Annotated in this window: 23 protein-coding genes; 6 read left to right on the top strand and 17 right to left on the bottom strand. The window is 68.2% G+C overall.

The features are described from left to right. Positions 1–32: 32 nt before the first annotated feature. From ACZ5PO_RS23740 to ACZ5PO_RS23720, 5 genes are all read right to left on the bottom strand, one after another. Positions 33–344 carry an integration host factor subunit alpha gene (locus tag ACZ5PO_RS23740; RefSeq protein WP_464184339.1) on the bottom strand — a complete coding sequence of 104 codons (312 nt, stop codon included), beginning with the start codon at positions 342–344 and terminating at the stop codon, positions 33–35. Positions 345–444: 100 nt separating this feature from the next. Next, a complete protein-coding gene (locus ACZ5PO_RS23735) occupies positions 445–1,422 on the bottom strand; it encodes a beta-ketoacyl-ACP synthase III (protein ID WP_464184338.1) in 978 nt (325 codons plus the stop codon). A gap of 13 nt (positions 1,423–1,435) precedes the next feature. Further along, the gene (gene plsX / locus ACZ5PO_RS23730) at positions 1,436–2,482 is read right to left on the bottom strand and encodes a phosphate acyltransferase PlsX (protein ID WP_464184337.1); all 1,047 of its coding nucleotides are present in this window, start codon (positions 2,480–2,482) and stop codon (positions 1,436–1,438) included. A gap of 291 nt (positions 2,483–2,773) precedes the next feature. After that, positions 2,774–3,316 carry a YceD family protein gene (locus ACZ5PO_RS23725; protein ID WP_464184335.1) on the bottom strand — a complete coding sequence of 181 codons (543 nt, stop codon included), beginning with the start codon at positions 3,314–3,316 and terminating at the stop codon, positions 2,774–2,776. Then, on the bottom strand, positions 3,313–3,882 hold the full coding sequence (locus ACZ5PO_RS23720) for a ubiquinol-cytochrome C chaperone family protein (protein ID WP_464184333.1): 570 nt from the start codon (positions 3,880–3,882) through the stop codon (positions 3,313–3,315). The genes ACZ5PO_RS23725 and ACZ5PO_RS23720 overlap by 4 nt, the downstream gene beginning before the upstream one ends. Positions 3,883–4,041: 159 nt before the next feature. Between ACZ5PO_RS23720 and ACZ5PO_RS23715 the strand changes: the two genes are divergently transcribed. Then, on the top strand, positions 4,042–4,503 hold the full coding sequence (locus ACZ5PO_RS23715) for an outer membrane protein assembly factor BamE (RefSeq protein WP_464184332.1): 462 nt from the start codon (positions 4,042–4,044) through the stop codon (positions 4,501–4,503). 133 nt (positions 4,504–4,636) lie between these two features. Here the strand turns inward: ACZ5PO_RS23715 and ACZ5PO_RS23710 are convergent, their stop codons facing one another. The 11 genes from ACZ5PO_RS23710 to ACZ5PO_RS23660 all read right to left on the bottom strand — a co-directional run bounded on the left by ACZ5PO_RS23710 (position 4,637) and on the right by ACZ5PO_RS23660 (position 16,352). After that, a complete protein-coding gene (locus ACZ5PO_RS23710) occupies positions 4,637–6,775 on the bottom strand; it encodes a sodium-translocating pyrophosphatase (RefSeq protein ID WP_464184331.1) in 2,139 nt (712 codons plus the stop codon). 247 nt (positions 6,776–7,022) lie between these two features. After that, positions 7,023–8,027 (bottom strand): thiamine-phosphate kinase, encoded by a 1,005-nt coding sequence (gene thiL / locus ACZ5PO_RS23705; protein WP_464184330.1) that lies wholly within the window; start codon positions 8,025–8,027, stop codon positions 7,023–7,025. A 57-nt stretch (positions 8,028–8,084) separates the two neighbouring features. Further along, the gene (gene nusB / locus ACZ5PO_RS23700; protein ID WP_464197002.1) at positions 8,085–8,549 is read right to left on the bottom strand and encodes a transcription antitermination factor NusB; all 465 of its coding nucleotides are present in this window, start codon (positions 8,547–8,549) and stop codon (positions 8,085–8,087) included. 1 nt (position 8,550) lies between these two features. Next, on the bottom strand, positions 8,551–9,039 hold the full coding sequence (ribH, locus tag ACZ5PO_RS23695) for a 6,7-dimethyl-8-ribityllumazine synthase (protein ID WP_464184329.1): 489 nt from the start codon (positions 9,037–9,039) through the stop codon (positions 8,551–8,553). A 214-nt stretch (positions 9,040–9,253) separates the two neighbouring features. Further along, the gene (locus ACZ5PO_RS23690) at positions 9,254–9,892 is read right to left on the bottom strand and encodes a riboflavin synthase (protein WP_464184328.1); all 639 of its coding nucleotides are present in this window, start codon (positions 9,890–9,892) and stop codon (positions 9,254–9,256) included. Then, positions 9,892–11,067 (bottom strand): bifunctional diaminohydroxyphosphoribosylaminopyrimidine deaminase/5-amino-6-(5-phosphoribosylamino)uracil reductase RibD, encoded by a 1,176-nt coding sequence (gene ribD, locus ACZ5PO_RS23685; protein WP_464184326.1) that lies wholly within the window; start codon positions 11,065–11,067, stop codon positions 9,892–9,894. The genes ACZ5PO_RS23690 and ribD overlap by 1 nt, the downstream gene beginning before the upstream one ends. Next, positions 11,067–11,549: a transcriptional regulator NrdR gene (nrdR, locus tag ACZ5PO_RS23680; protein ID WP_464184324.1), complete on the bottom strand. Its 483-nt coding sequence runs from the start codon at positions 11,547–11,549 to the stop codon at positions 11,067–11,069. The genes ribD and nrdR overlap by 1 nt, the downstream gene beginning before the upstream one ends. A gap of 27 nt (positions 11,550–11,576) precedes the next feature. After that, the gene (gene glyA / locus ACZ5PO_RS23675; protein ID WP_464184323.1) at positions 11,577–12,878 is read right to left on the bottom strand and encodes a serine hydroxymethyltransferase; all 1,302 of its coding nucleotides are present in this window, start codon (positions 12,876–12,878) and stop codon (positions 11,577–11,579) included. Between the two features lie 306 nt (positions 12,879–13,184). Next, positions 13,185–14,459: a L,D-transpeptidase family protein gene (locus tag ACZ5PO_RS23670; protein ID WP_464197000.1), complete on the bottom strand. Its 1,275-nt coding sequence runs from the start codon at positions 14,457–14,459 to the stop codon at positions 13,185–13,187. A gap of 279 nt (positions 14,460–14,738) precedes the next feature. Then, the gene (locus ACZ5PO_RS23665; RefSeq protein WP_464184321.1) at positions 14,739–15,209 is read right to left on the bottom strand and encodes a DUF6163 family protein; all 471 of its coding nucleotides are present in this window, start codon (positions 15,207–15,209) and stop codon (positions 14,739–14,741) included. A gap of 36 nt (positions 15,210–15,245) precedes the next feature. Continuing rightward, on the bottom strand, positions 15,246–16,352 hold the full coding sequence (locus ACZ5PO_RS23660; RefSeq protein ID WP_464184319.1) for an enoyl-CoA hydratase/isomerase family protein: 1,107 nt from the start codon (positions 16,350–16,352) through the stop codon (positions 15,246–15,248). Between the two features lie 258 nt (positions 16,353–16,610). On the opposite strand from ACZ5PO_RS23660, the gene hemB reads away from it, so the two are divergent. The 5 genes from hemB to ACZ5PO_RS23635 all read left to right on the top strand — a co-directional run bounded on the left by hemB (position 16,611) and on the right by ACZ5PO_RS23635 (position 20,623). Then, positions 16,611–17,672 carry a porphobilinogen synthase gene (gene hemB, locus ACZ5PO_RS23655; protein WP_464184318.1) on the top strand — a complete coding sequence of 354 codons (1,062 nt, stop codon included), beginning with the start codon at positions 16,611–16,613 and terminating at the stop codon, positions 17,670–17,672. Beyond that, entirely contained in the window at positions 17,665–18,159 is a 495-nt protein-coding gene (locus tag ACZ5PO_RS23650; protein WP_464184317.1) for a hypothetical protein, read from the top strand. The genes hemB and ACZ5PO_RS23650 overlap by 8 nt, the downstream gene beginning before the upstream one ends. Positions 18,160–18,236: 77 nt before the next feature. After that, on the top strand, positions 18,237–18,695 hold the full coding sequence (locus ACZ5PO_RS23645) for an RDD family protein (RefSeq protein ID WP_464184315.1): 459 nt from the start codon (positions 18,237–18,239) through the stop codon (positions 18,693–18,695). A gap of 132 nt (positions 18,696–18,827) precedes the next feature. Next, entirely contained in the window at positions 18,828–19,574 is a 747-nt protein-coding gene (locus tag ACZ5PO_RS23640) for an arginyltransferase (protein WP_464196998.1), read from the top strand. A 65-nt stretch (positions 19,575–19,639) separates the two neighbouring features. Beyond that, a complete protein-coding gene (locus ACZ5PO_RS23635; RefSeq protein WP_464184313.1) occupies positions 19,640–20,623 on the top strand; it encodes a heparan-alpha-glucosaminide N-acetyltransferase in 984 nt (327 codons plus the stop codon). Positions 20,624–20,722: 99 nt separating this feature from the next. On the opposite strand, the gene ACZ5PO_RS23630 is transcribed toward ACZ5PO_RS23635, so the two are convergent. Continuing rightward, positions 20,723–21,919 (bottom strand): acyl-CoA dehydrogenase family protein, encoded by a 1,197-nt coding sequence (locus ACZ5PO_RS23630; protein ID WP_464184311.1) that lies wholly within the window; start codon positions 21,917–21,919, stop codon positions 20,723–20,725. Between the last annotated feature and the right edge of the window lie 13 nt (positions 21,920–21,932).

Below are 21,932 nucleotides of genomic sequence, written 5' to 3'. Positions count from 1 at the left end.
ACGATCGCAGCAGCTGTGATCGAGAGGCCGATCTAGTCCTCGCCGACGGGCTCCACCCCGTTGATCCTGGCCTTCAACACATTCGACGGCTTGAACACCATGACGCGACGAGGCTCGATCGGCACCTCGATACCGGTCTTGGGATTGCGGCCGATGCGCTGGCCCTTTTCGCGCACGACGAAGGAGCCGAAGGACGACAGCTTGACGGTCTCGCCCTGTGCCAGGCAGTCACAAATCTCCTTGATGACCCGTTCGACAAGCTCGGCCGATTCGGTCCGCGACAGCCCCACCTTCTGGTAGACCGCCTCGCAAAGGTCCGCGCGCGTGACCGTGCGTCCCGTCATGTCGCCCCACCTCTCGCCTATCCCCCGGAAAAAACAGGCTAATCGCCCGGCGCGAGCGGGTCAATCGCTACCGCGGCTTTGGCCACATTGTGAGCCGGCTTCACCACCGTATGAGCGCACTGCCCCAGGTGAAGCCTCCGCCCATGGCCTCGATCATCACCAGGTCGCCCGGCTTGATCCGGCCATCCGCGGTCGCCTCCGCGAGGGCCAGCGGGATCGATGCGGCAGATGTATTGCCGTGGTGGTCGACGGTGACGACGACCTTGTCGCGGGCAATGCCGAGCTTGTCGGCGCTGGCATTGATGATACGCCGGTTGGCCTGGTGCGGCACAAACCAATCGAGATCGTCGGCACTGGTGCCGGTCGCGGCAAAGGCATCCTCGATCACGTCGGTGATCATGCCCACAGCGTGGCGGAACACCTCCCGCCCTTCCATGCGCAAATGTCCGACGGTCTTCGTGGAGCCCGGGCCGCCATCGACGTAGAGCTTGCTGCGATGACGTCCGTCCGAGCGCAAATGCGAAGTCAGGACGCCGCGGTCGGTGGGAGCGCCTTCCGCCTTCTGGGCCTCGAGCACCACGGCGCCCGCCCCATCGCCGAACAGAACGCAGGTGGTGCGGTCGGACCAATCGAGGATGCGCGAGAACGTTTCCGCACCGATGACCAGCGCCCGCTTGTGGGAGCCCGAGGTCAGGAACTTGTCGGCCGTCGCGACGGCGAAGACGAAGCCCGAACACACCGCCTGCACGTCGAAGGCGACGCCGGCGGTGATGCCGAGCCCCGCCTGGATCTGAGTCGCCGTCGCGGGAAAGGTGAAGTCGGGCGTCGAGGTGGCGCAGATGATGAGGTCGATGTCCTGCGGCTCGAGCCCGGCGTTGTCGAGCGCCGCCCTGGCCGCCTTGATGCCGAGGACAGAGGTCGTTTCATCATCGGTGGCGATGCGCCGCTGGCTGATCCCGCTGCGCTGGACGATCCACTCGTCGGACGTGTCGACGCTCTCGGCCAATTCAGCATTGGTGACGATGCGCGCGGGCAGAAACGAGCCACAGCCCCGCACGACGGAACGCAAACAGGTCACGGACGATCTCTCCTCAGGCACGAGCCGGCACCGCCGGCGGCTCGGCCTTGCGCATGACCATGTCGCGGATGTTGGCGAGCAGGTCGAAACGGGCCATGTCGTAGGCGAGCTCGATCGCGCTGGCGAAGCCGACCGCATCGGTCCCGCCATGGCTCTTGATCACCACGCCTTCGAGGCCCAGGAAGACGCCGCCGTTGGAGCGGCGCGGGTCCATCTTCTCGCGCAGCGCCTCGAAGGCGCCCCGGGCGAACAGATAGCCGATGCGGGCCGCCAGTGTCCGGCTCATGGCGCGCCGCAGGTATTCTGCGAACTGCTTGGCCGTGCCCTCCGCGGTCTTCAGGGCGATGTTGCCGGTGAAGCCTTCGGTCACGACCACGTCGACCGTGCCTTTGCCGATGTCGTTGCCTTCGACGAAGCCGACATAGTCCAGGCCGGGCAGGTTGGAGTCCCGCAGGATCTTGCCGGCCTCCTTGACCGCTTCGTTGCCCTTGATCTCTTCGACCCCGACATTCAGCAGACCGACCGTGGGCCGCTCGATGTCGTAAACGACCCGCGCCATGGCGGCGCCCATGATGGCGAGATCGACCAGGTGCCGGGCATCCGCGCCGATGCTGGCGCCCACGTCGAGCACGATGCTCTCACCGCGAACCGTCGGCCAGATGCCCGCGATTGCCGGTCGCTCGATCTCGCCCATGGGCTTCAGGCAGAAGCGGGCCATGGCCATGAGCGCGCCCGTGTTGCCGGCGGATACGGCGATCTCGGCATCGCCCTTCTTGACCGCCTCGAGCGCCATCCACATGGACGAATGATATCGGCCCGCGCGGAGCGCCTGGCTCGGCTTGGCGTCCATGGCCACGGCAATCTCGCTGTGGCGCAGGGTCGAGACGGCCTTCAGCTTGGGATGCTCGACCAGCAACGGACCGACAATCCGCTCGTTGCCCGTGATGATGAAGCTCAGATCGGGTCGGCGCTCCAGGGCGATCGCGGCACCTCGGATCGTGACCGACGCTCCATTGTCACCACCCATGGCGTCGATCGCAATGCGGACGGAACGGGACATGTGTCGTTAAAAGGATCCCTGGCCCTACGGCTCAACATCCGCCCTGCGAAACGCGCGGCGCGGGCGGACAATAGCGTCTCGTCGGCCCGTCGCAAGCGCTTTTGCTGAGACAGAGAGCATAGAAACGGCAACTCCGAATTCCACCGGCGCGTGCGCCGCTCCCGAGCATTTTCGCAGCGGCGATGAGATCAGCCGATTGCGACATGCTCCAACTCTTTGAATCTGGAGCGCTTCGTTGCGATTGGGTGAGTCCGCCCGATCGCCAAGCGCACCAGCGCCTATCCCGGCCGGTCAGCTCTCCCCGTCGGCCCGCGGGCCTTTGAGCCGCGCCAGGCCGGAGAACGGCGACACGCCGGACTCGTCGGGGGAGTAGGTGAACTCCGCGCCAGGCTTGCGCGGATAGGGATCGATGCCGAGCGCCAGGAACTCCGCCGCGAGCGCACCCAGGTCGATCTGCCCATCGATGATGGGATCGGGCACCTCGCGCCGGCTGCTGCCGTCGTCCTCCGTTTCCGGAATGCCGCCTTCCGCCGGAATGTCCTCCGAGAAGGTCACGTCCACGTCCTCGCGCACCTGATCGTCGAACGCGTCGAGCGTCACCACGCACGTCTGGCGAACATCGGCCTCGACGTGGCCGCGGATCTTGAGGCGCCTCGCCGTGCCCGCAAGATCGAAGGAGGCGACGAAGCGCGGCAGCGCAACCAGATCGAACGCGGCGGCCATGGCCTCCCGCTCGGCGCTGGTAGCCTCGATGGCGATGTGAAGGCCTTCCGGCGGAATATCCGCCACGTCGACCATGCGCGACAGCGGAGGCTTCGATAATGGGCCGGTCATGACGCCCTCCTCGCAAATGATGCCGGGTCCGGCGCCAAAGGCGGCAGCGCCCCCTGCGACGCGCGCGCGCCGGCGCCGAGCAGGTCGTCGAGGTCGAAGCGCGCCAGTGCGGCCTCGGCCGCCCGCGCATAGGCGGCGAGCCCCGGCGCCGGCTCGCCCGAATCCAAGATATTGCGCGCCAGCGCCTCCGCCAGTGCGCCATCGGTCTCGTCGTCGAGCCCGGCGTCATAGCGCTCGGCCCGGCCATAGAACGACTTGGCGATCGTCTTCATGCGCTTGGGGACAGTCGTGTCGCCGATACCGATCTCGCGGAAGGCATGCTCGATCTGCTCGAACGTCGTATCGACCAGCTCCTGCGCCACCTCGGCCGCCGGCGGCGGCAGCTGCCGGAGACGGCGCAGCACAAGCACGACGTGCAGCGCCAAGCTCTCGAACCGCCCCTGGGTGGTATCGGGAACGCCGTGCAGGCGGTACAGCGCCGGCTGCCGCGATGTCTCGACGATGCGCCCATAGAGGGCATCGATCGCAGCCTGCCGCGGATTGCCTTTGAACAGCTTGAAGACCATGGGATCGGGCTTTTACCAAACGTCAGGAAGACCGGGCGATATTATACCGAGGTGAGGCGCCGCCTTGCCATCGCCACGGACGCGCGCTAACCCCAACGCCCGATCAGGCGCAAGCTCGACGCTCCTACACCGCGCCGCTCGACCAGAAAAGGTGAATAGATGGCTTTGGCTTCGATGAGAGGCGTCCTCACCGCGGCAGCGCTGGCCACGTCGGCGCTGGCGCTCGGCGGGTGCGCCAGCGAAGTGATCGTACACGGCTACATGTTCGACGAGAAGGCGCTGTCGGCCGTGAAGGCGGGGACCAGCGTCGATACCGTGTTGCAGACGATGGGCACGCCGTCGACCGTGTCGACGGTCGGCAACAAGACATTCTATTACATTACTCAGGTGCGCACGCGTCGGGTCAACTTCCTCGAGCCGTCGTTGACCGACCAGCGTGTCGCCGCGATATATTTCGACAAGAATTTCAAGGTTGAGCGGGTCGCTCTATACGGCGTCCAGGACGGCGAGGTGTTCGACTTCATCAGCCGCTCCACGCCCACCAGCGGCCAGGAGCGGTCGTTCATCCGTCAGATGTTCAAGGGCATGGGCGCGGGCAACCTCAACCCGTTCGGCGTCTGACGGCCCGCGAGCCGCACCCGCTCGGATGGGCTCATCCGGGCGGCGGAAAGCGCTCCGGCCTCCCTTACGAAAAAGCCCGCGGCATCGCCGCGGGCTTTGTTGCATGGATAGCGCGGCGCCCCCGCGCGCCGGTTCAGCCCATATGGGACAGCACGGCGAGCAGCAGCAGCGCCACGATGTTGGTGATCTTGATCGCAGGATTGACCGCGGGACCCGCGGTGTCCTTGTAGGGGTCACCGACCGTGTCACCGGTGACCGAGGCCTTGTGCGCCTCCGAGCCCTTGTGGTGCACGACGCCGGAGGCGTCGGTGAAGCCGTCCTCGAACGACTTCTTGGCGTTGTCCCAGGCGCCGCCGCCCGAGGTCATCGAAATGGCGACGAAGAGACCGGTGACGATGACGCCGAGCAGCATGGCGCCCACTGCGGCGAACGCCTGGCTCTTGCCCGCCACCGCATTGATCACGACGTAGAGCACGATCGGCGCCAGCACGGGCAGCAGGGACGGTACGATCATCTCGCGGATCGCCGCCTTGGTCAGCATGTCGACCGCGCGTGCATAGTCGGGCCGGTCACGCCCTTCCATGATGCCCGGCTTCTCGCGGAACTGGCGCCGCACCTCTTCGACGACGGACCCGGCCGCGCGCCCCACCGCGGTCATGGCGATGCCGCCGAACAGGAACGGGATCAGGCCGCCGAGCAGCAGGCCGACCACGACGTAGGGATTGGCCAGCGAGAAGTCGACGTTGACGCCCTGGAAGTACGGGAAGCGGGCCGCGTTGGCGGTGAAGAACTTGAGGTCCTCGTTATAAGCCGCGAACAGCACCAAAGCACCGAGGCCGGCCGAGCCGATGGCGTAGCCTTTGGTCACCGCCTTGGTGGTGTTGCCGACCGCGTCGAGGGCGTCGGTCGACTTGCGGACCTCCTTGGGGAGGCCGGCCATCTCGGCGATGCCGCCGGCGTTGTCAGTCACCGGGCCGAAGGCGTCGAGCGCCACGATCATGCCGGCGAGGCTGAGCATCGTCGTTACGGCGATGGCGATGCCGAACAGACCGGCGAGCTTGTAGGCCACGATGATGCCGGCGACGATGACGATCGTCGGCAACGCCGTTGCTTCCAGCGACACCGCCAGCCCCTGGATGACGTTGGTGCCATGACCGGTCACGGACGACTGGGCGATGGACCGCACCGGGCGGAAATTGGTGCCGGTGTAGTATTCGGTGATCCAGACGATCAGCCCCGTCACCACGAGCCCGACCAGGCCGCAGATGAACAGGTGGAAGCCGTTGAACACGGCGCCGTTGGCGGCGGCCAGATCGCCCCAGCCGGTCACGAACTGGGTCGCCAGCGCCAGCCCGACGACGGAGAGCAAGGCGGTGGCGATCAGCCCCTTGTAGAGGGCGCCCATGATCGACTGGTTGGCACCCAGCTTGACGAAATAGCTGCCGGCGATCGAGGTCACGATGCAGGTTGCGCAGATCGCCAGGGGATAGAGCATCGCCGAGCCGAGCAGCGGCGTGCCGGCGAAGAAGATGGCGGCCAGCACCATGGTTGCGACCACGGTGACTGCATAGGTCTCGAACAGGTCGGCGGCCATGCCGGCGCAGTCGCCGACGTTGTCGCCCACGTTGTCGGCGATGGTCGCCGGGTTGCGCGGATCGTCTTCCGGGATGCCGGCTTCCACCTTGCCGACGAGGTCGCCGCCGACGTCCGCACCCTTGGTGAAGATGCCGCCGCCGAGACGGGCGAAGATCGAGATGAGCGATGCGCCGAAGCCCAGCGCCACCAGGGCGTCGACGACGATGCGCTCGCCCGGTTGATGGCCGAGGCCGACCGTCAGCACCGCGTAGTAGACCGCCACGCCGAGCAGCGCGAGGCCGGCCACCAGCATGCCCGTGACGGCGCCCGACTTGAAGGCGATGTCCAGACCGGCCCCGAGCGAGCCGGCCGCCGCCTGCGCAGTTCTGACGTTGGCGCGGACCGACACGTTCATGCCGATGAAGCCGGCGGCGCCGGACAGGATCGCACCGACGGCGAAGCCGACGGCGACGAGGATACCGAGCAGCCAGGCAAGGAGAGCAAAGAGCACGATGCCGACCAGGCCGATCGTGAGGTATTGCCGCTTGAGATAGGCCTGCGCGCCTTCGCTGATGGCGCCGGCGATCTCCTGCATGCGCGCGCTGCCGGCGTCCGCGGCCATCACGGATCGGATGGTCACGACGCCGTAGACGATGGATAGCGCCCCTAAAGCGATAATGATCAGCAGTGCGGTCATGCTTTTTTCTTCCCTGACATTGTTGGTCACCGGCGACCGCCCTGTCTGGGGTGCGGCACGACCGATCCCACCCCACTCTGAGGGGCGGTCCATGACTGCCAAAGTTTCGCCATCAAGGCAAACGGCATAAGCCGGGTTGTGGCGCAAATACTGGATCGCTGCGCAAGCGATGTCGCGTTGCAACACGTTTGAAGTTCGAGCAACGCGAAGGAGCGCCGCCGCGGCGATCGGCGGCCGGGCGCGATGTTCAGAAGTGGCTGTAGGAGCCCCGCGCGAAGGCGACCGCGCGCCCGGCGGAGGTGAAGGTCGGGGGGACGGTTCCGGCAACCACGTCGCCGATCACGGACAAGCCCAGCCCAGCCGCCTTCGCCACCTGCCGCAGCGCCCCGAACTCGGCGGGGTCGGCGGTGACGAGCAACTCGTAGTCATCGCCGCCGGCAAAGATGGTCATGGCCAGCGATGCATCCGCCGACAGCGCGCGGTGTGCCGCGGGCGACAGCGGGACGCGGTCGAGATCGACGCGGGCGGAGACCCCGGACACGCGCAGCATCTTGCGCAGATCGCCGACCAGCCCGTCGGAAATATCCATGGCGCAGCGGGCATGTGCCCGCATGGCCGGCGCCAGCGTCAGACGCGGCTGCGGGTGCAGGTAGCGGTCGAGGAGGTGCGTCCGCTCGGCCTCGCTCAGGGCGTCGGCCCAAGCCGGTGCGGCCCCCGCGCCTGCGCCGAGGCGCAAGCCGAGGCCCAGCGCCGCGTCGCCGACCGTGCCGGTCACGGCCAGGATGTCACCGGCCCGGGCAGCCGTCCGCTTCACCATCGTGCCGCGCGGCAGATGGCCGAGGGCGGTGATCGACACGGAGAGAGGCCCGGGCGTGCGGACGGTGTCGCCGCCGACGAGCGGGCACCTGTAGGCCGCCGCGTCGCCGCCGAGCCCACGGGCGAACGCCTCCAGCCACGGCAATTCCCACCCCTCCTGCAGGGCCAGGGTCAGCAGGAAGCCCAGCGGCTCCGCGCCCTTGGCGGCCAGGTCGGACAAATTGACGCGTAGGGCCTTGCGGGCAATCGACTCGGGGGGATCGTCGGCGAAGAAATGCACGCCTGCCACGACCCCGTCCGTGGTCGCGACCAGCTCATGCCCGTCGGGCAACGAGAGCAGCGCGACGTCGTCCGCCAGCCCCAGGCTGCCTGGCCCGGCCAGCGGAGCGAAGATGATGGCGATCAGGTCGTCTTCCGACAGCGGGCCGCTCCCCATGGCGGGCCTCCCTCGCCGCCGATCGCGGCTGAATGCGCCGGACGCCGCGGCGGCCGGTCAGGCGCGCTTGCCGAGCTCGTCGGCCCGGGTCTGGCGGGCAAGCTGGTCGAGGACGGCGTTGACGAGCCCCACCTCTTCGCCGTCGTAGAAGGCGCGCGTGACGTCGACGTACTCGGATATGGCGGCCCGCGCCGGCACGTCGCGACGGTGCAGCAGCTCGTAGGCGCCCGCTCGCAGCACGGCACGCAGCACCGGCTCGATGCGCTTCAACGGCCATTTGGCCACGAGCGCCTCGTCCACACGGCGGTCGATGGCGCTCTGCTCGCGCACGACGCCACGCAGGATGTCACGGAAGAAGGCGGCCTCGGCGGGCTGGAACTCGACCCCCTCCACTTCGCGGCCGATCCAATGGGCCTCGAACTCGGCCATGGCCTCCAGCACGCCCTTGCCGGACACCTCCATCTCGTAAAGCGCCTGCACCGCCGCCAGGCGGGCCGCACTCCGCATCTGCCCGCGCGCCATCTCAGCCATGCACAGCCGCCCGTTTGATACGCAGCACGGCAAGCGCCGCCTCGGCCGCGCCACCGCCCTTGTTCATGTCCGAGACCCGCGCCCGGGCCCAGGCCTGCTCGTCGGTCTCGACGGTGAGGATGCCGTTGCCGAGCGGCAGCCGGCGATCGACGGACAGGTCCATCAGGGCGCGTGCGCTCTCGCCCGCGACGATATCGAAATGAGCCGTCTCGCCACGGATGACGCAACCCAGCGCCACCGCCGCCTCGAACGGCTCGGCCGTAGCCGCCGCCCCATCCACGGCGATAGCGATGGCCGACGGAATCTCCAGCGCGCCGGGAACCGTCACCACCTCATAGCGTGCGCCGGCCGCCTCGATCGCCGCCACGGCCCCGGCGAGCAATTCGTCGGCGAGATCCTCGTAATAGCGCGCCTCGACGACGAGGACGCGGGCGCCCGCGAGCGAAACGGACGCGGATGCCGAGCGGCGCGGTGCGACCATACGTCGAGACCTTCCAATTGCGGCACCGGAGATGCCTCAAAGCTGAAATTTGCGGACCGGAACACGGTTCCGGTCCGCAAATTTCACCTAGGACTTTTTTAAATGATGCAGGCTTTCCAAGCCCGCCCGTTGGACGGCCTTGGAAATCCTACTTAGGCAAACCCTCGGACCAGCGGCCGGCGGCCTCACGTCGATGTGAGATGAGCAGGAGGCGTCAGTACCCGCTCGCCTGCGCCTCGGCAAGCCGCGCCGCGTAGCGCGCCATCAAATCGACTTCGAGGTTGACCTCGTCGCCGGCCCGGCGGAGGCCCCACGTGGTGACGTCGAGCGTGTGCGGAATGATCAGGACGCTGAAGAGATCGCGCTCGACGCTGTTGACGGTGAGCGATGTCCCGTCCAGGGCCACCGATCCCTTCTCGGCGATGAAGCGCGCCAGGTTCGCCGGAGCGCGGATGGTGAAGCGCGCGGTGGCGCCCCAGGGCCCGTCCGCATCGGTGATCTCGTCACGGCCGACCAGTTGCGCCAGGCCGTCGATGTGGCCGGTGACGATGTGGCCGCCCAGCTCGTCGCCGATCTTCAGCGAACGCTCCAGGTTGAGGCGGGTGCCGACCTGCCATCGGCCGGCGTTGGTGCGGTCGAGCGTCTCGGCCGCCACATCCGCCTCGAACCATGCGCCCTTCCCATGCGGCCCGACGGCCACGACGGTCAGGCAAGGCCCCGAACAGGCGATCGAGGCCCCGATGGCAATGCCCGCAGGGTCGTAGCTCGACGCGATGCGCAACCGGCGCAGCTTGCCGGCGTGGTCCTCGGCGGCGATGACCTCGCCCAAATCGGTGACGATCCCGGTAAACATCAGGGCAGCCTCTCGTAGAATGCGAAGCGATCGCGTCCGGCCGGCAGGGGCTCCAAGGCCCGCATGCCCGCCACGACGCGGGCGAGCGCCGGGCCGATGGCGGCGAGGCCCGCCCCGCCCAGACGGGTGTCGCCGGTGACGATGACGGCTTCGTCGATGAGATCGGCCGTCGCCAGCGCGTCCGCCAGTCCGGGCCCTCCCTCGCAGAACACGCGGGTCAGGCCCCGGGTTGCGAGCAGGCGTAGCGCCGCGGCCGGATCGAGCCGGCCGGCAGAGCCGGCGGCCTCGACGCGCAGGACCTCCGCCCCCGCGGCCAGCAGCGCCGCCTCCCGCGCCACCGGGGCGCTCTCAGCGGCGACGATCCAGGTCGGCACATCGCGGGCAGTCGCGACGATGCGGGCCGTGGGAGGGATATTCAGCTGGCTGTCGAAGACGACGCGGACCGGCGAGCTGTCGGCCATTCCCGGCAGCCTGACGGTCAGGGCGGGATCGTCCGCGAGCACGGTGCCCAGGCCGACGAGGATGCCGTCGGCGTGGGCGCGCATGAGGTGCACGCGCGCATTGGCGGCCGCTCCGGTGATCGTCAGGCGGGGGCCGCCGGCGCGGGCGGCGAAGCCGTCGAGGGTCTGGGCAAGCTTCAGCGTGACGGAGGGCCTGCCGTGGCGGATGCGGGTGAAATGACCGAGGTGGGCCCGGCGCGCCGCTTCGGCGTCGACCCCGACGACCACCTCCACCCCAGCCGCCATCAGCCGTGCATGGCCGTGCCCGGCAACCAGCGGATTGGGATCCTCGATCGCCGAAACGACCCGGGTGACGCCGGCTGCGATCATGGCGTCGGCGCATGGCCCCGTCCGGCCCACGTGCGAGCAGGGCTCCAGGGTCACGTACAGGGTGGCGCCGCGCGCCGCATCGCCGGCCTGCGCGCGCGCCACGACCTCGGCGTGGGGCCGGCCGCCCGGCTGCGTGGCGCCGCGGCCGACCACGACAGGGCCACGCGCGGAGGGCTGCACCAGGATCGCGCCGACGGACGGATTGGGCCACGTGTGGCCGAGATTGCGATGCCCGAGCGCCAGCGCCTGGCGCATGAACCGCGCGTCGTCGTCAGCCTCCCGGCGGGCGCTCCCCGCACCGGCGGTAGCTGCCGCCGTCGCAATGCCGTCGACCGTGGCGATCATCACACCAGCTTATCATCCGCAGGCGCGCCGTCCTCGCCCGCGAGCTCGCCGATGATGTCGCCGAAATCCTTGGCTTCACGGAAGTTGCGGTAAACCGACGCGAAGCGCACGTAAGCCACGTCGTCCAGGCTCTTCAGCCCGGCCATGACGAGCTCGCCGACCTTCTCGCTGGGGATCTCGCTATCGCCCATGCTCTCGAGCTGACGCACGATGCCGTTGATGAGCCGCTCGATGCGATCCGCGTCGACCGGCCGCTTGCGCAGCGCCACCTCGACGGAGCGCTGCAGCTTGTCGCGGTCGAACGGCACGCGGCGGCCGGAGCGCTTGATCAGGATGAGCTCGCGCAGCTGCACACGCTCGAACGTCGTGAAGCGGCCGCCGCAGTCGGGGCATATGCGTCGCCGGCGGATGGCGGACGAATCGTCCGTCGGCCGCGAATCCTTCACCTGCGTATCCAGGCTGCCGCAATACGGACAACGCATCGCCGACCCTCGTGCCGCGCCGACGGCTCAGGCGTAGATGGGGAAACGGCGCGTCAGGTCCTTCACCTCGGCGACGATTTCCTGCTCGAGCTCGGCATTGCCGTCCTCGCCCGTCTTGGCAAGACCATCCAGCACCCGCACGATCATATCGCCGGCATGCTTGAACTCGGCGACGCCGAAGCCGCGCGACGTCGCCGCCGGCGTGCCGAGGCGGATGCCGGAGGTGATCATCGGCTTCTCCGGGTCGAAGGGAACGCCGTTCTTGTTGCAGGTGATGTGGGCCCGCCCCAGCGCCGCCTCCGCCGCCTTGCCGGTCAGGCCCTTCGAGCGCAGGTCGACCAGCATCAGATGGTTGTCGGTGCCCCCGGCGACGAGCGCATAGCCGCCCGCGGCGAGCGTCGCGGCCAAGGCTTTCGCGTTCTCCACCACCCCATGCGAGTAGATCTTGAAATCCGGCCGCAGCGCCTCGCCGAAAGCCACAGCCTTGGCGGCGATGACATGCATCAACGGGCCCCCCTGCAGGCCCGGGAAGATCGCCGAGTTGATCTTCTTGGCCATCTCCTCGTCGTCACTGAGGATCATGCCGCCGCGGGGACCGCGCAACGTCTTGTGGGTGGTGGTGGTCACCACATGGGCGTGCGGGAACGGGGACGGATGGGAGCCGCCGGCCACGAGGCCGGCGAAGTGCGCCATGTCGACCATGAAATAGGCGCCGACTTCGTCGGCGATCTCGCGGAAGCGGGCGAAGTCCCAATGCCGCGAATAGGCGGAGCCACCGGCGATGATGAGCCTGGGCTTGTGCTCGCGGGCGAGGCGGGCGACGTCGTCCATGTCGATGCGCTGATCGTCGCGCCGGACGGTGTAGTGCACCGGCTTGAACCACTTGCCGGACATGTTCGGCGGCGCCCCGTGGGTGAGGTGCCCACCGGCTGCGAGATCGAGCCCCATGAAGGTGTCGCCGGGCTTGAGCAGGGCGAGAAACACCGCCTGGTTCGCCTGGGAGCCCGAATTGGGCTGGACGTTGGCGAAGCCGCAGCCGAACAGCCGGCGCGCGCGCTCGATGGCCAGGTCCTCGGCGATGTCGACGAACTGGCAGCCGCCGTAGTAGCGGCGACGCGGATAGCCCTCGGCATATTTGTTGGTGAGGACCGAGCCCTGCGCTTCCAGCACGGCGCGCGAGACGATGTTCTCCGAGGCGATCAGCTCGACCTCGTCGCGCTGACGGCCAAGCTCAAGGTCAACGGCGCGCGCGATCTCCGGGTCGCTGTCGGCCAGTGACGCCGAAAAGAAACTGTTGGAGAGGTGTGGTTTCGTCTCGCTCGCGGTCATGGGGCACCTCGCCATTGCTACCGCCGGCTCGACCGACGTGATCCAATGCCTCGCCATATGGGGTCGGGTGTCGGCGGATGCTCGATCGCGATGCCCCCGCGATTCAGGCTTCGGCGGACGGCGGTCCTTAGCACGCCCCTCCCGGCCAGCCAACCGCGACGGCAAGGGAGCTAGGAGCCGGTTGTGACCGTGGGGCGGTCGGACGGGCGACGGCGAAGCTGGCGGAAGCCGCGCGGCGTTCAAAAACAGTATGGCCGGGTCAAAACCCGGCCATGACGTTCGAACAGGCGTTGAGCAGAGGCGTGCTCAGTGGGCCGCGGGGACCTGGTCGGCGGCGGCAGCCGCCATGGCCGCTGCCGGGCCGAGGCCATCGCGGTTGTAGATGTCGTCGCGGAACTGCACCATGCCGTCGGGCGTCGCCCAGGCCGTGACGTAGATCCAGTAGGCCGGCACCGCCTCGCTCAGGCGCGCGTCGATCCGGTTGCCGGACGCGATCGCCTGGGCGATCCGCTCCGAATCCCAGCCGGGCGTGTCCTTCAGCAGGAAGGCGACGTAGTCGCGAACGTTCTGCACGCGCACGCAGCCGGACGACACGAAGCGGAAATCGTCGCCGAAGATGCCCTTGGCGGGCGTGTCGTGCATGTAGACGCCGTGCGGGTTCGGGATGTTGATGCGCACGAAGCCCATGGAATTGAGGTCCGCGCCGGGATCCTGCCGGAACATGTAGTTCGTGGCCTCGTTCGAGCGCCAGTTGATCTGGCTCGGCTGAACCTCGTTGCCGTCCTTGCTGTAGATGCGGATCTTGTTGTCGGTCAGGTAATTCGAGTCGGCCTGCATCTTGGGGATGAGGTCCTTGCGGATGATCGACGCCGGCACCGTCCAGAATGGATTGAAATTGATCTCTGTGATCTTGGCATTCATGATCGGCGACTGGCGGTCGATCTTGCCGACGCCGGCGGCATGGCGGGTCACGACCTGGCCGTTCTCGACCGTCTCGACCAGGGCCGCCGGGATGTTGACGATGACGTAGCGCTGCCCGAGGTTGCCCGAGAACGAACGCAGCCGGACCAGATTGGTCTCGAGCTGCTTCAGGCGCGTGCTGGCCGGGACGTTGAGTGCGACGACGGTCGCGTTGTTGAGGACGCCGGTGGCGTTGAGGCCATGGCGCGCCTGGAAGCGCTTCACCCCGGCTTCGACGTACGAATCGTACACCTCGGAGGCGCCGCCGGTCGGCTGCATATCGCCGGACTGGATCAGCCGCTGGCGCAGCGCCGTCACCGCCGGGCCGCGGGAACCCAGCTTGAGCCTGCCCGCCGGCGACACCGGCTGCCACCCGCCGGAGGCGGCGATCTCGCGGTAGCGCGCGATCGCCTGCTCCGTGCCCTCGAACGTTCCCGGCGACAGGATCGGCGTAGAGGAGCGCTGCACGCGGCTGCGAGCCGCGGAATCATAGGGCTGGCTCCACTCCGCCTGCTCACCGCCCAGCGCCAGTTGCTGCGCGGAGGCGGGCGCGGCCGCCACCAGAGTGGCGAGCGGAGCAGCGACCATCGCGCTCAGGGCGAGCGCCCGAGACGCATACATCGAGAGTTTGGGCTGGAGGAGATCGGGCATGCGGAGCTTCAAGAGTATTGTCCTCGAACTGCGCGATTGCGACGCTTGGAAGAGAGCTGGGCGAATTTCCGGCTTTGGCACGGCGCCGTCGGCGTCTTCCTTAGCCTTGCGGGGTTACCAAACGATGAGCAGTCCGGCCTTTTTGTGGCACCGCAAGCTTTGACGGCGCCCGGCGCGGCGGGGACACGCGATCGTGTCGATTCAGCAACAGCGCCCCGTCCGGCAGCAGGGCCCGGCCATCCCAGTCTCTCACTCCTGATCGTGGGCGGCGAGCCATGAGATCGTCAGATAGATCGCGATCAGCAGGCTGAACATGACGATGGTGAAGCCGCCGCTGGCGACCGCACGCGGCACGAAAATGGCCAGGATCAACTGGCTCATGACCGCGAGCAGCCACATGATGCCGCCCCACGTGCTGGTCAGCCACAGGCCGACGGCCGCGACGAGGTTGAGCACCGCGAAATAGACCAATGTCGCCTGCGCGCCGAACGTCCGGTCCTCGAACGGCGCCACCGCCGGCAGGATGCCCAGGATGTCGGCCCAGGTGCTGAGCCCGAGGACCATCCACACCACCGCCATCAGGCGCAGGAACCAGACGAGGATGCGGCTCCAGCGGATGTGCGCGACGCCCGTGCTTTCGCGCAGCGCCTCGATCACGCCGCGCTCCGCGCGGTCGGAAGCCTGATCGCGCTTCGCCAGGAGGCCCTTCAGTATCGTCATCTATCTCAAGACCGATGGTCGCCCGGATCCGATGCTCTAGAACGACAGCTCGTCCGTGCCGAGCGGCGCGAAATAGGCCTCGATGTCGGCCTTGCTCACCTGCTCCAGCCGCTCGGGCCGCCATTGCGGCGACTGGTCCTTGTCGACGATGACGGCGCGTACGCCTTCATAGAAATCGTGGCCCTGGGCGATGCGTGAGACGACCCGGTATTCGAGCTGCATCGCGTCACGGAAGCCGATGCCGCGACCGCGGCGCATCTGCTCCAAGGTCAGCGCCAGGCTCGTCGGCGATTTCGTCCTGATCGTAGCGGCCGTCTTGGCGGCGAACGGCGAACGGGCCGCCGCCTCGTCGAGGCGGGCCAGGATCTCCAACACCGTCGATGCCCCGAAGCAGTGATCGATGAGATCCTGCTCGGCCATCAGCGGCGAGTTCTTCGGTTCCGCGTCGAGCCCCTCCAGCACGCTCGCCACCGGCTCGCCGGCGATGAGCTTGTCCCGAAGCAGCGCAAGATCGCCCGAGGGGGCCGCGTGGGTGGCGAGCCCGAGCGCCAGCGCCTCGGCCTGGCCGACGCGGTCGCCGGTCAGCGCCAGGCAGGTGCCGATCTCGCCCGGCAGGCGCGGCAGCGTGTAGGTCGCGCCGACGTCGGGGAAGAAGCCGATACCCACCTCGGGCATGGCAAAGGTAAAGCGCTCACCCGCCACCCGGTGGCTGCCATGGACGGACACACCGAAACCGCCGCCCATGACGATGCCTTCGGCCAGCGCCACGTAGGGCTTGGCGTACTCCTTGATGCGGACGTTGAGCTGATACTCTTCCCGCCAGAACGTCAGCGCGTCGGCGGCCCGGCCGCTGCGGCCCTGTTCGTAGAGGGTGCGAATATCGCCGCCCGCGCAGAAGGCGCGATCGCCGGCGCCGGTCACGACCACGTGCTTGACCTGGTCGTCGTGCTCCCAGGCGTCGAGGGCCGCACGCAGGCCGCGGACCATGCCGAGCGTCAGCGCATTCAGCGCCTTGGGCCGGTTCAGCACGACGACGCCGGCGGCTCCGCGGCGCTCGCAAAGAATCTCGTCCTCTTGGCGGACCTGGTTATCTTGGCGGATCTGATTGTCTTGGCGAATCTGGTTGTCTTGGCCGTTCTGCACGCCACTCGTCCCTATCGTTTCGCCGCTGGTCCGCGGTTGCGGGCGGACTCTGGTGGCTCGCGACGACCACGTCAACGGCGCAGGCTTGCACGTCCCGCATGCAGTTCCGCGCGCAATCGGCCGCATGTTCAAGGGGTCCGAGGACGTGTAGCCGACGGCTGCCGGGCTTGCGCCGGGCCGGCGGCCGCGCGAAATCTTCGGCGCGATGCTCCTATTCGCGCTACATTCCACATGTAGCGCTCGTGACGAGACCGATCGATGACCGCATCACCTATCCGCCCGCTGAGCCGCAAAGCCGACACGCCGTCCGAAGCGCGCAAGGTACAGGCTCACGACCTCGGGCTGGTCCACCGCCCGCGCCGCAATCGCAAGTCCGAATGGGCGCGGCGGCTCGTCCGCGAGAACGTGCTGACGACCGACGATCTGATCTGGCCGCTGTTCGTGGCCGACGGCAGCGGCGTGCGGACGCCGGTCGCGTCCATGCCGGGCGTCGACCGGCTGTCCGTGGACGGGGTCGTGCGTGAAGCCGAGCGTGCAGCGAAGCTCGGCATCCCGGCGATCGCCTTGTTTCCCTACACCGACACCGCACTCAAGGACGCACGCGGCAGCGAAGCCCTGAACGCCAACAACCTGGTCTGCCGCGCCGCGCGCGCGGTCAAGGCTGCCTTTCCGGACCTGGGCATCGTCACCGACGTGGCGCTCGATCCCTATACGGATCATGGCCACGACGGCATCATCGCCGACGGCCGCATCCTCAATGACGAGACCGTCGCCATCCTGGTCGAGCAAGCGCTCGTGCAGGTCGAGGCAGGCGCCGACGTCATTGCGCCATCCGACATGATGGACGGCCGCGTGGCGGCCATCCGCGCCGGTCTCGACCGCGCAGGTTTCATCGACGTGCAGATCATGGCCTATGCGGCCAAGTATGCGTCCGCCTTCTATGGTCCGTTTCGTGACGCGGTCGGCTCGGGCGCGCTGCTGGTCGGCGACAAGCGGACCTACCAGATGGACCCGGCCAATGGCGACGAGGCCCTGCGCGAGGTGGCGCTCGACATTGAGGAGGGTGCCGACATGGTCATGGTGAAACCGGGACTGCCCTATCTCGACATCATCTGGCGGGTCAAGGAGAGCTTCGGCGTGCCCACGTTCGCCTATCAGGTGTCCGGCGAGTACGCGATGATCGAAGGCGCCGCGCGGGCCGGCTGGCTCGACGGCGACAAGGCCATGGTCGAGAGCCTGGTCGCCTTCAAGCGCGCCGGCGCCGACGGCGTTCTCACCTATTTCGCGCCCCGCGTCGCCGAGCGCCTCGCACGTGCCTGAAACATCCCCACAACCGCGCGAGCGCGGGCCGACACGCTTCGCCCTGCTCATCGCGGCGACGGCGGGGGCGCTCGCTGCCTGCATCATCCTCGTGGTCTTGACCAGCCTGCAGCCGGAGCTGGACGCGGCGGCGGCGCGCCTGTGCCAGGCCGCCATTCCCGCCTTGAACGACGACGGCGTCACGCTGGATCTCGGCCGCACGTCGCCCGGACCGATGCACGACAGCCTGCGCATCGACTACATCGCCACGGCCGCCGGCGGCGCGGCGCGCCGGCGCGAGATCATCTGCCGGTTCGAACGCGGCGAGCGCCATCAGGGCGCCCGGCTGTCCGGCATCGCGACGGAAGGCGGCCCGCTGTCCGACACCTCGTTCTACTTTCTCAACCGCTTCTATCTGGAGCAGACGGGAGAGGCCTCGGCCATGTCTCCGTCGGCGGTGCCGGAAACGACATCCAAGGGCGGCCAGGGGCGGGATGTGGAAAAGTAACCGGCGTGCCACGTGCCGCCGTTGGCCTGAACCGCCGCATCCCCATATTGCGTCGATCGTGAACTGAAGGGCCCGTCATGTCCAACACCATGCCGCAGACCATGCCAGGGCGGCCCTATCGCACCGACGGCGTTCTGGTGTCGCGTTTCTTCGCCTACCTGATCGACCTGATCCTGATCGGTGTCTGGTGCTTGTTCCTGGGTTTCATCATCGCGGTGATCGGCCTGGTCACCTTCGGCCTGGGGTGGGCACTGTATGCCATCCTGATCCCGGCGGCAGGCATCCTGTACAGCATGGTCACCGTGGGGGGCCCCAGGCAATCGACCATCGGCATGCGCATGCTGGGGCTGCAGGTGATCCGCCAGGACGGGGCGCGCGTCGATCCGATCACCGCCGGCGCCCACGCGCTGTTCTTTTACGTCGCTGGAATTACCGGCCTGATCTGGCTGATCGACATCGTGGTCGGGCTGGTCGACAGCGATCGGCGCATGCTGCACGACCAGCTCGCCAGCGTAACCGTCGTCCGCTCCGACTGACGACCTGCACAAGGGACTTGAGGGCGGTTCGCGCGATGCTATCGTTGCTGACGGCGAGCGGCGAGCGTGAGCGAATCCGCTTCGTCGACCGAGGCCGCCTCGGGCGGCTGCGCAACAGGACTTGATCCGGGATTGACGACCCAACCGCGCGACGCACCGCAGTTCTATCTCACCGCGCCTTCCGCGTGTCCGTACCTCCCCAATCGCGAGGAACGCAAGGTGTTCACGCACCTGGTCGGCAAGCGCGCTCCGGAGATCAACGACATCCTCAGCCAGGGCGGCTTCCGCCGCTCGCAGACCATCGCCTACCGGCCCGCCTGCGAAGGCTGCCGCGCCTGCGTCTCCGTGCGCGTGATGGCGCGGGAGTTCAACGAAAGCGTGAGCTCGCGGCGCGTCGTGCGCAACAACGCCGATCTCATCGGCGCCATGGGCCAGCCGACGCCCACGGGCGAGCAGTACTCGCTGTTCCGCCGCTATCTCGACGCGCGCCACGCCGAGGGCGGCATGGCCGACATGACGGTGCTCGACTATGCGATGATGGTGGAGGACACCCACGTCACCACGCGCCTCATCGAGTACCGCCGACGCGGCCCGGATTCGGCGATCAACGGGCGTGGCCAGGGCGATCTCGTCGCCGTCGCCCTCACCGACGTGCTGGGCGACGGGCTATCGATGGTCTATTCCTTCTACGATCCGGACGAGGAGCGCCGCAGCCTCGGCACGTTCCTGATCCTCGACCACATCCGGCGCGCCCGCGCTCTCGACCTGCCTTATGTCTATCTCGGCTACTGGGTCGAAGGCTCCCGGAAGATGGCCTATAAGGCGCGCTTCACGCCGCAGGAACGGCTGACGCCGGACGGCTGGGAGAGGTTCGGTTGACGGCCATCGCCGAACTGTCGCCAGTCGCCTCGTCCCCTGCCCGATCCACCGCGAGATTGCCGATCGTGGACGCCGCGCGCGGCGTCGCCATCGCGGCCATGGTCGTCTACCACGCGGCGTGGGACGTCACGTTCTTCGACCTGGCGCCGGTCGACGCAGTCGGATCGCCGTTCTGGCGCAACTTCGCCCACGCGATCGCCGCGAGCTTCCTGCTGCTCGTCGGCGTCAGCCTGGTTCTCGCCTGGCGCCCCGCTTCTTCGCGGCCAGGACCGGGGCAGTCGGCCGACCCGCAGCATGCGCAGAGCTGGCGCCGCTATCTCCGGCGGCTCGCGGTCATCCTCGCCGCGGCCGGCGCGGTGACGCTCGCCACCTGGATCGCGACGCCCGAGCGCTTCATCTACTTCGGCATCCTGCACTGCATCGCCGCGGGCAGCGTCCTGGCGCTGCCGTTCCTGCAGGCGCCGGCCGCCGTGGCCGCGATCATCGGCGCTGCCGTCGTCGCCCTGCCGTTCTGGTTCAGCTCGCCGCTGCTCGATCCGCCCTGGCTGGCATGGCTCGGGCTCGGCGCCTCGGTGCCGAACACCAGCGACTACGTTCCGATCTTTCCCTGGTTCGGAGCAGTGCTGATCGGCGTCGCCGCCGGACAGATCGGCCTACCTGCGCTCGCGGCGGGAGCGGCGGGCCGCTGGACGCCGACCGGCCCCCTCGGCCGTGTCCTGACGTGGAGCGGCCGCCACAGCCTGATCATCTACCTCACCCACCAGCTCGTGCTGATGGGCCTCTTCTGGACGCTCTTTCAGGTCGTTGGTCCGAATGGGACGGCCCAGGCCATGCGCATGCGCGATTCCTGCATCTCGGGCTGCGTCGAGACCGAGGCGGACGCCGGCCAATGCCGGCTGACCTGCGCCTGCACCATGCGGACGCTCAGGCGCGAGGGCCTGCTCAGGACATTGGCCGACGGCCAGATCGGCGACGAGCAGCGGCCGCGGCTGTCGGCCATCATCCGGCAGTGCCGGACGGTGACCCCGCCGGTACCCGACTTGCGGTGAGCGGGACCCACGGCGGAATGATGCCTTGAGTCATCGCCCCGCCGTAACCCATTGATTTATTTAAATTTACGATCCGAGGCTCAGGCGTCGGATGAGGCTTTAGAGCCCCAGCATCAGCTTGGCCATGATGTCGCGCTGCACCTCGGAGGTGCCGCCGAAGATCGTGTAGGCGCGCCCGTCGAGATACTCGGGCACGATTGGCAGCTCGTCCTCGGCGATGGGTGTCGGCTCGTTCAGCGCGTAGAGCGGCCGGGCCGGTTGCCATACGAGCGCGTCGTAGCCGATCACGTCGACACCCAGCTTGGTGATGGCCTGCTTGATCTCGCTGTTGCGCAGCTTGAGCATCGACGAGACGGCGCCGGGGTTCTGGCCCGTCTGCAAGGCCGACATGATGCGCAGCTCGGTCATCTCCAGCGCATCGATATCGACCTCGATCTCGGAGATCCGGGTCGCGATCGACGCCTCCTCGATCGGCCGCCCGACCTCCTCGGAGCCCGCCAGCGCCACCACCTGGCCCAGCGCCTTGCGCAGGCGCGCCGACGTGATGCCGCCGCCGCGCTCGAACTCGAGCAGGTACTTGCCGTAGGTCCAGCCCATGCCCTCTTCGCCGATGCGGTTGGCGGCCGGCACGCGCACGTCGTCGAAGAAGACCTGGTTCACCTCATGGTCGCCGCCGATGGTGATGATCGGGCGGATGGTGATGCCCGGCGACTTCATGTCGATCAGGATGAAGCTGATGCCGTCCTGCTTGCGACCGCTGTCGCCCGTGCGCACCAGCGCGAACATGCGGTTGGCGTAGTGGGCGTGCGTGGTCCAGATCTTGGTGCCGTTGACGACGTAGTCATCGCCGTCGCGCACCGCCCGCGTCTTGAGCGAGGCCAGGTCCGAGCCGGAGCCGGGCTCCGAATAGCCCTGGCACCAATAGTCCTCGCCGGAGAGGATGCGCGGCAGATAGAACGCCTTCTGCTCCGGCGTCCCGTACTTGATGATCACGGGGCCGACCATGCGCACCCCCATGGGCGACACGCCCGGCGTTCCCGCGATGGCGCACTCGGTCTCGAAGATCCAGCGCTGGGCCGGCGTCCAGCTCGGTCCGCCGGCCTCCACCGGCCAGCCCGGCGCCACCCAGCCTTTGGCGGCCAGCGCCCGGTGCCAGGGGCCGGAAATGTCCGGCTCCGAAAAGACCGACGGCGTCAGCGCCATGGCCCGCTTCATGTGCGGGGTCAGATTGGCGGCGATGAAGTCGCGGACCTCCTGCTGGAAGGCGCGCTCCTCGGCGTTGAACGAAAAGTCCATGAGCTCCTCCCGG

This window comes from Chelatococcus sp. KU-N122, assembly GCF_055391085.1.
This window is presented reverse-complemented; position numbering and strand designations above follow the sequence as displayed.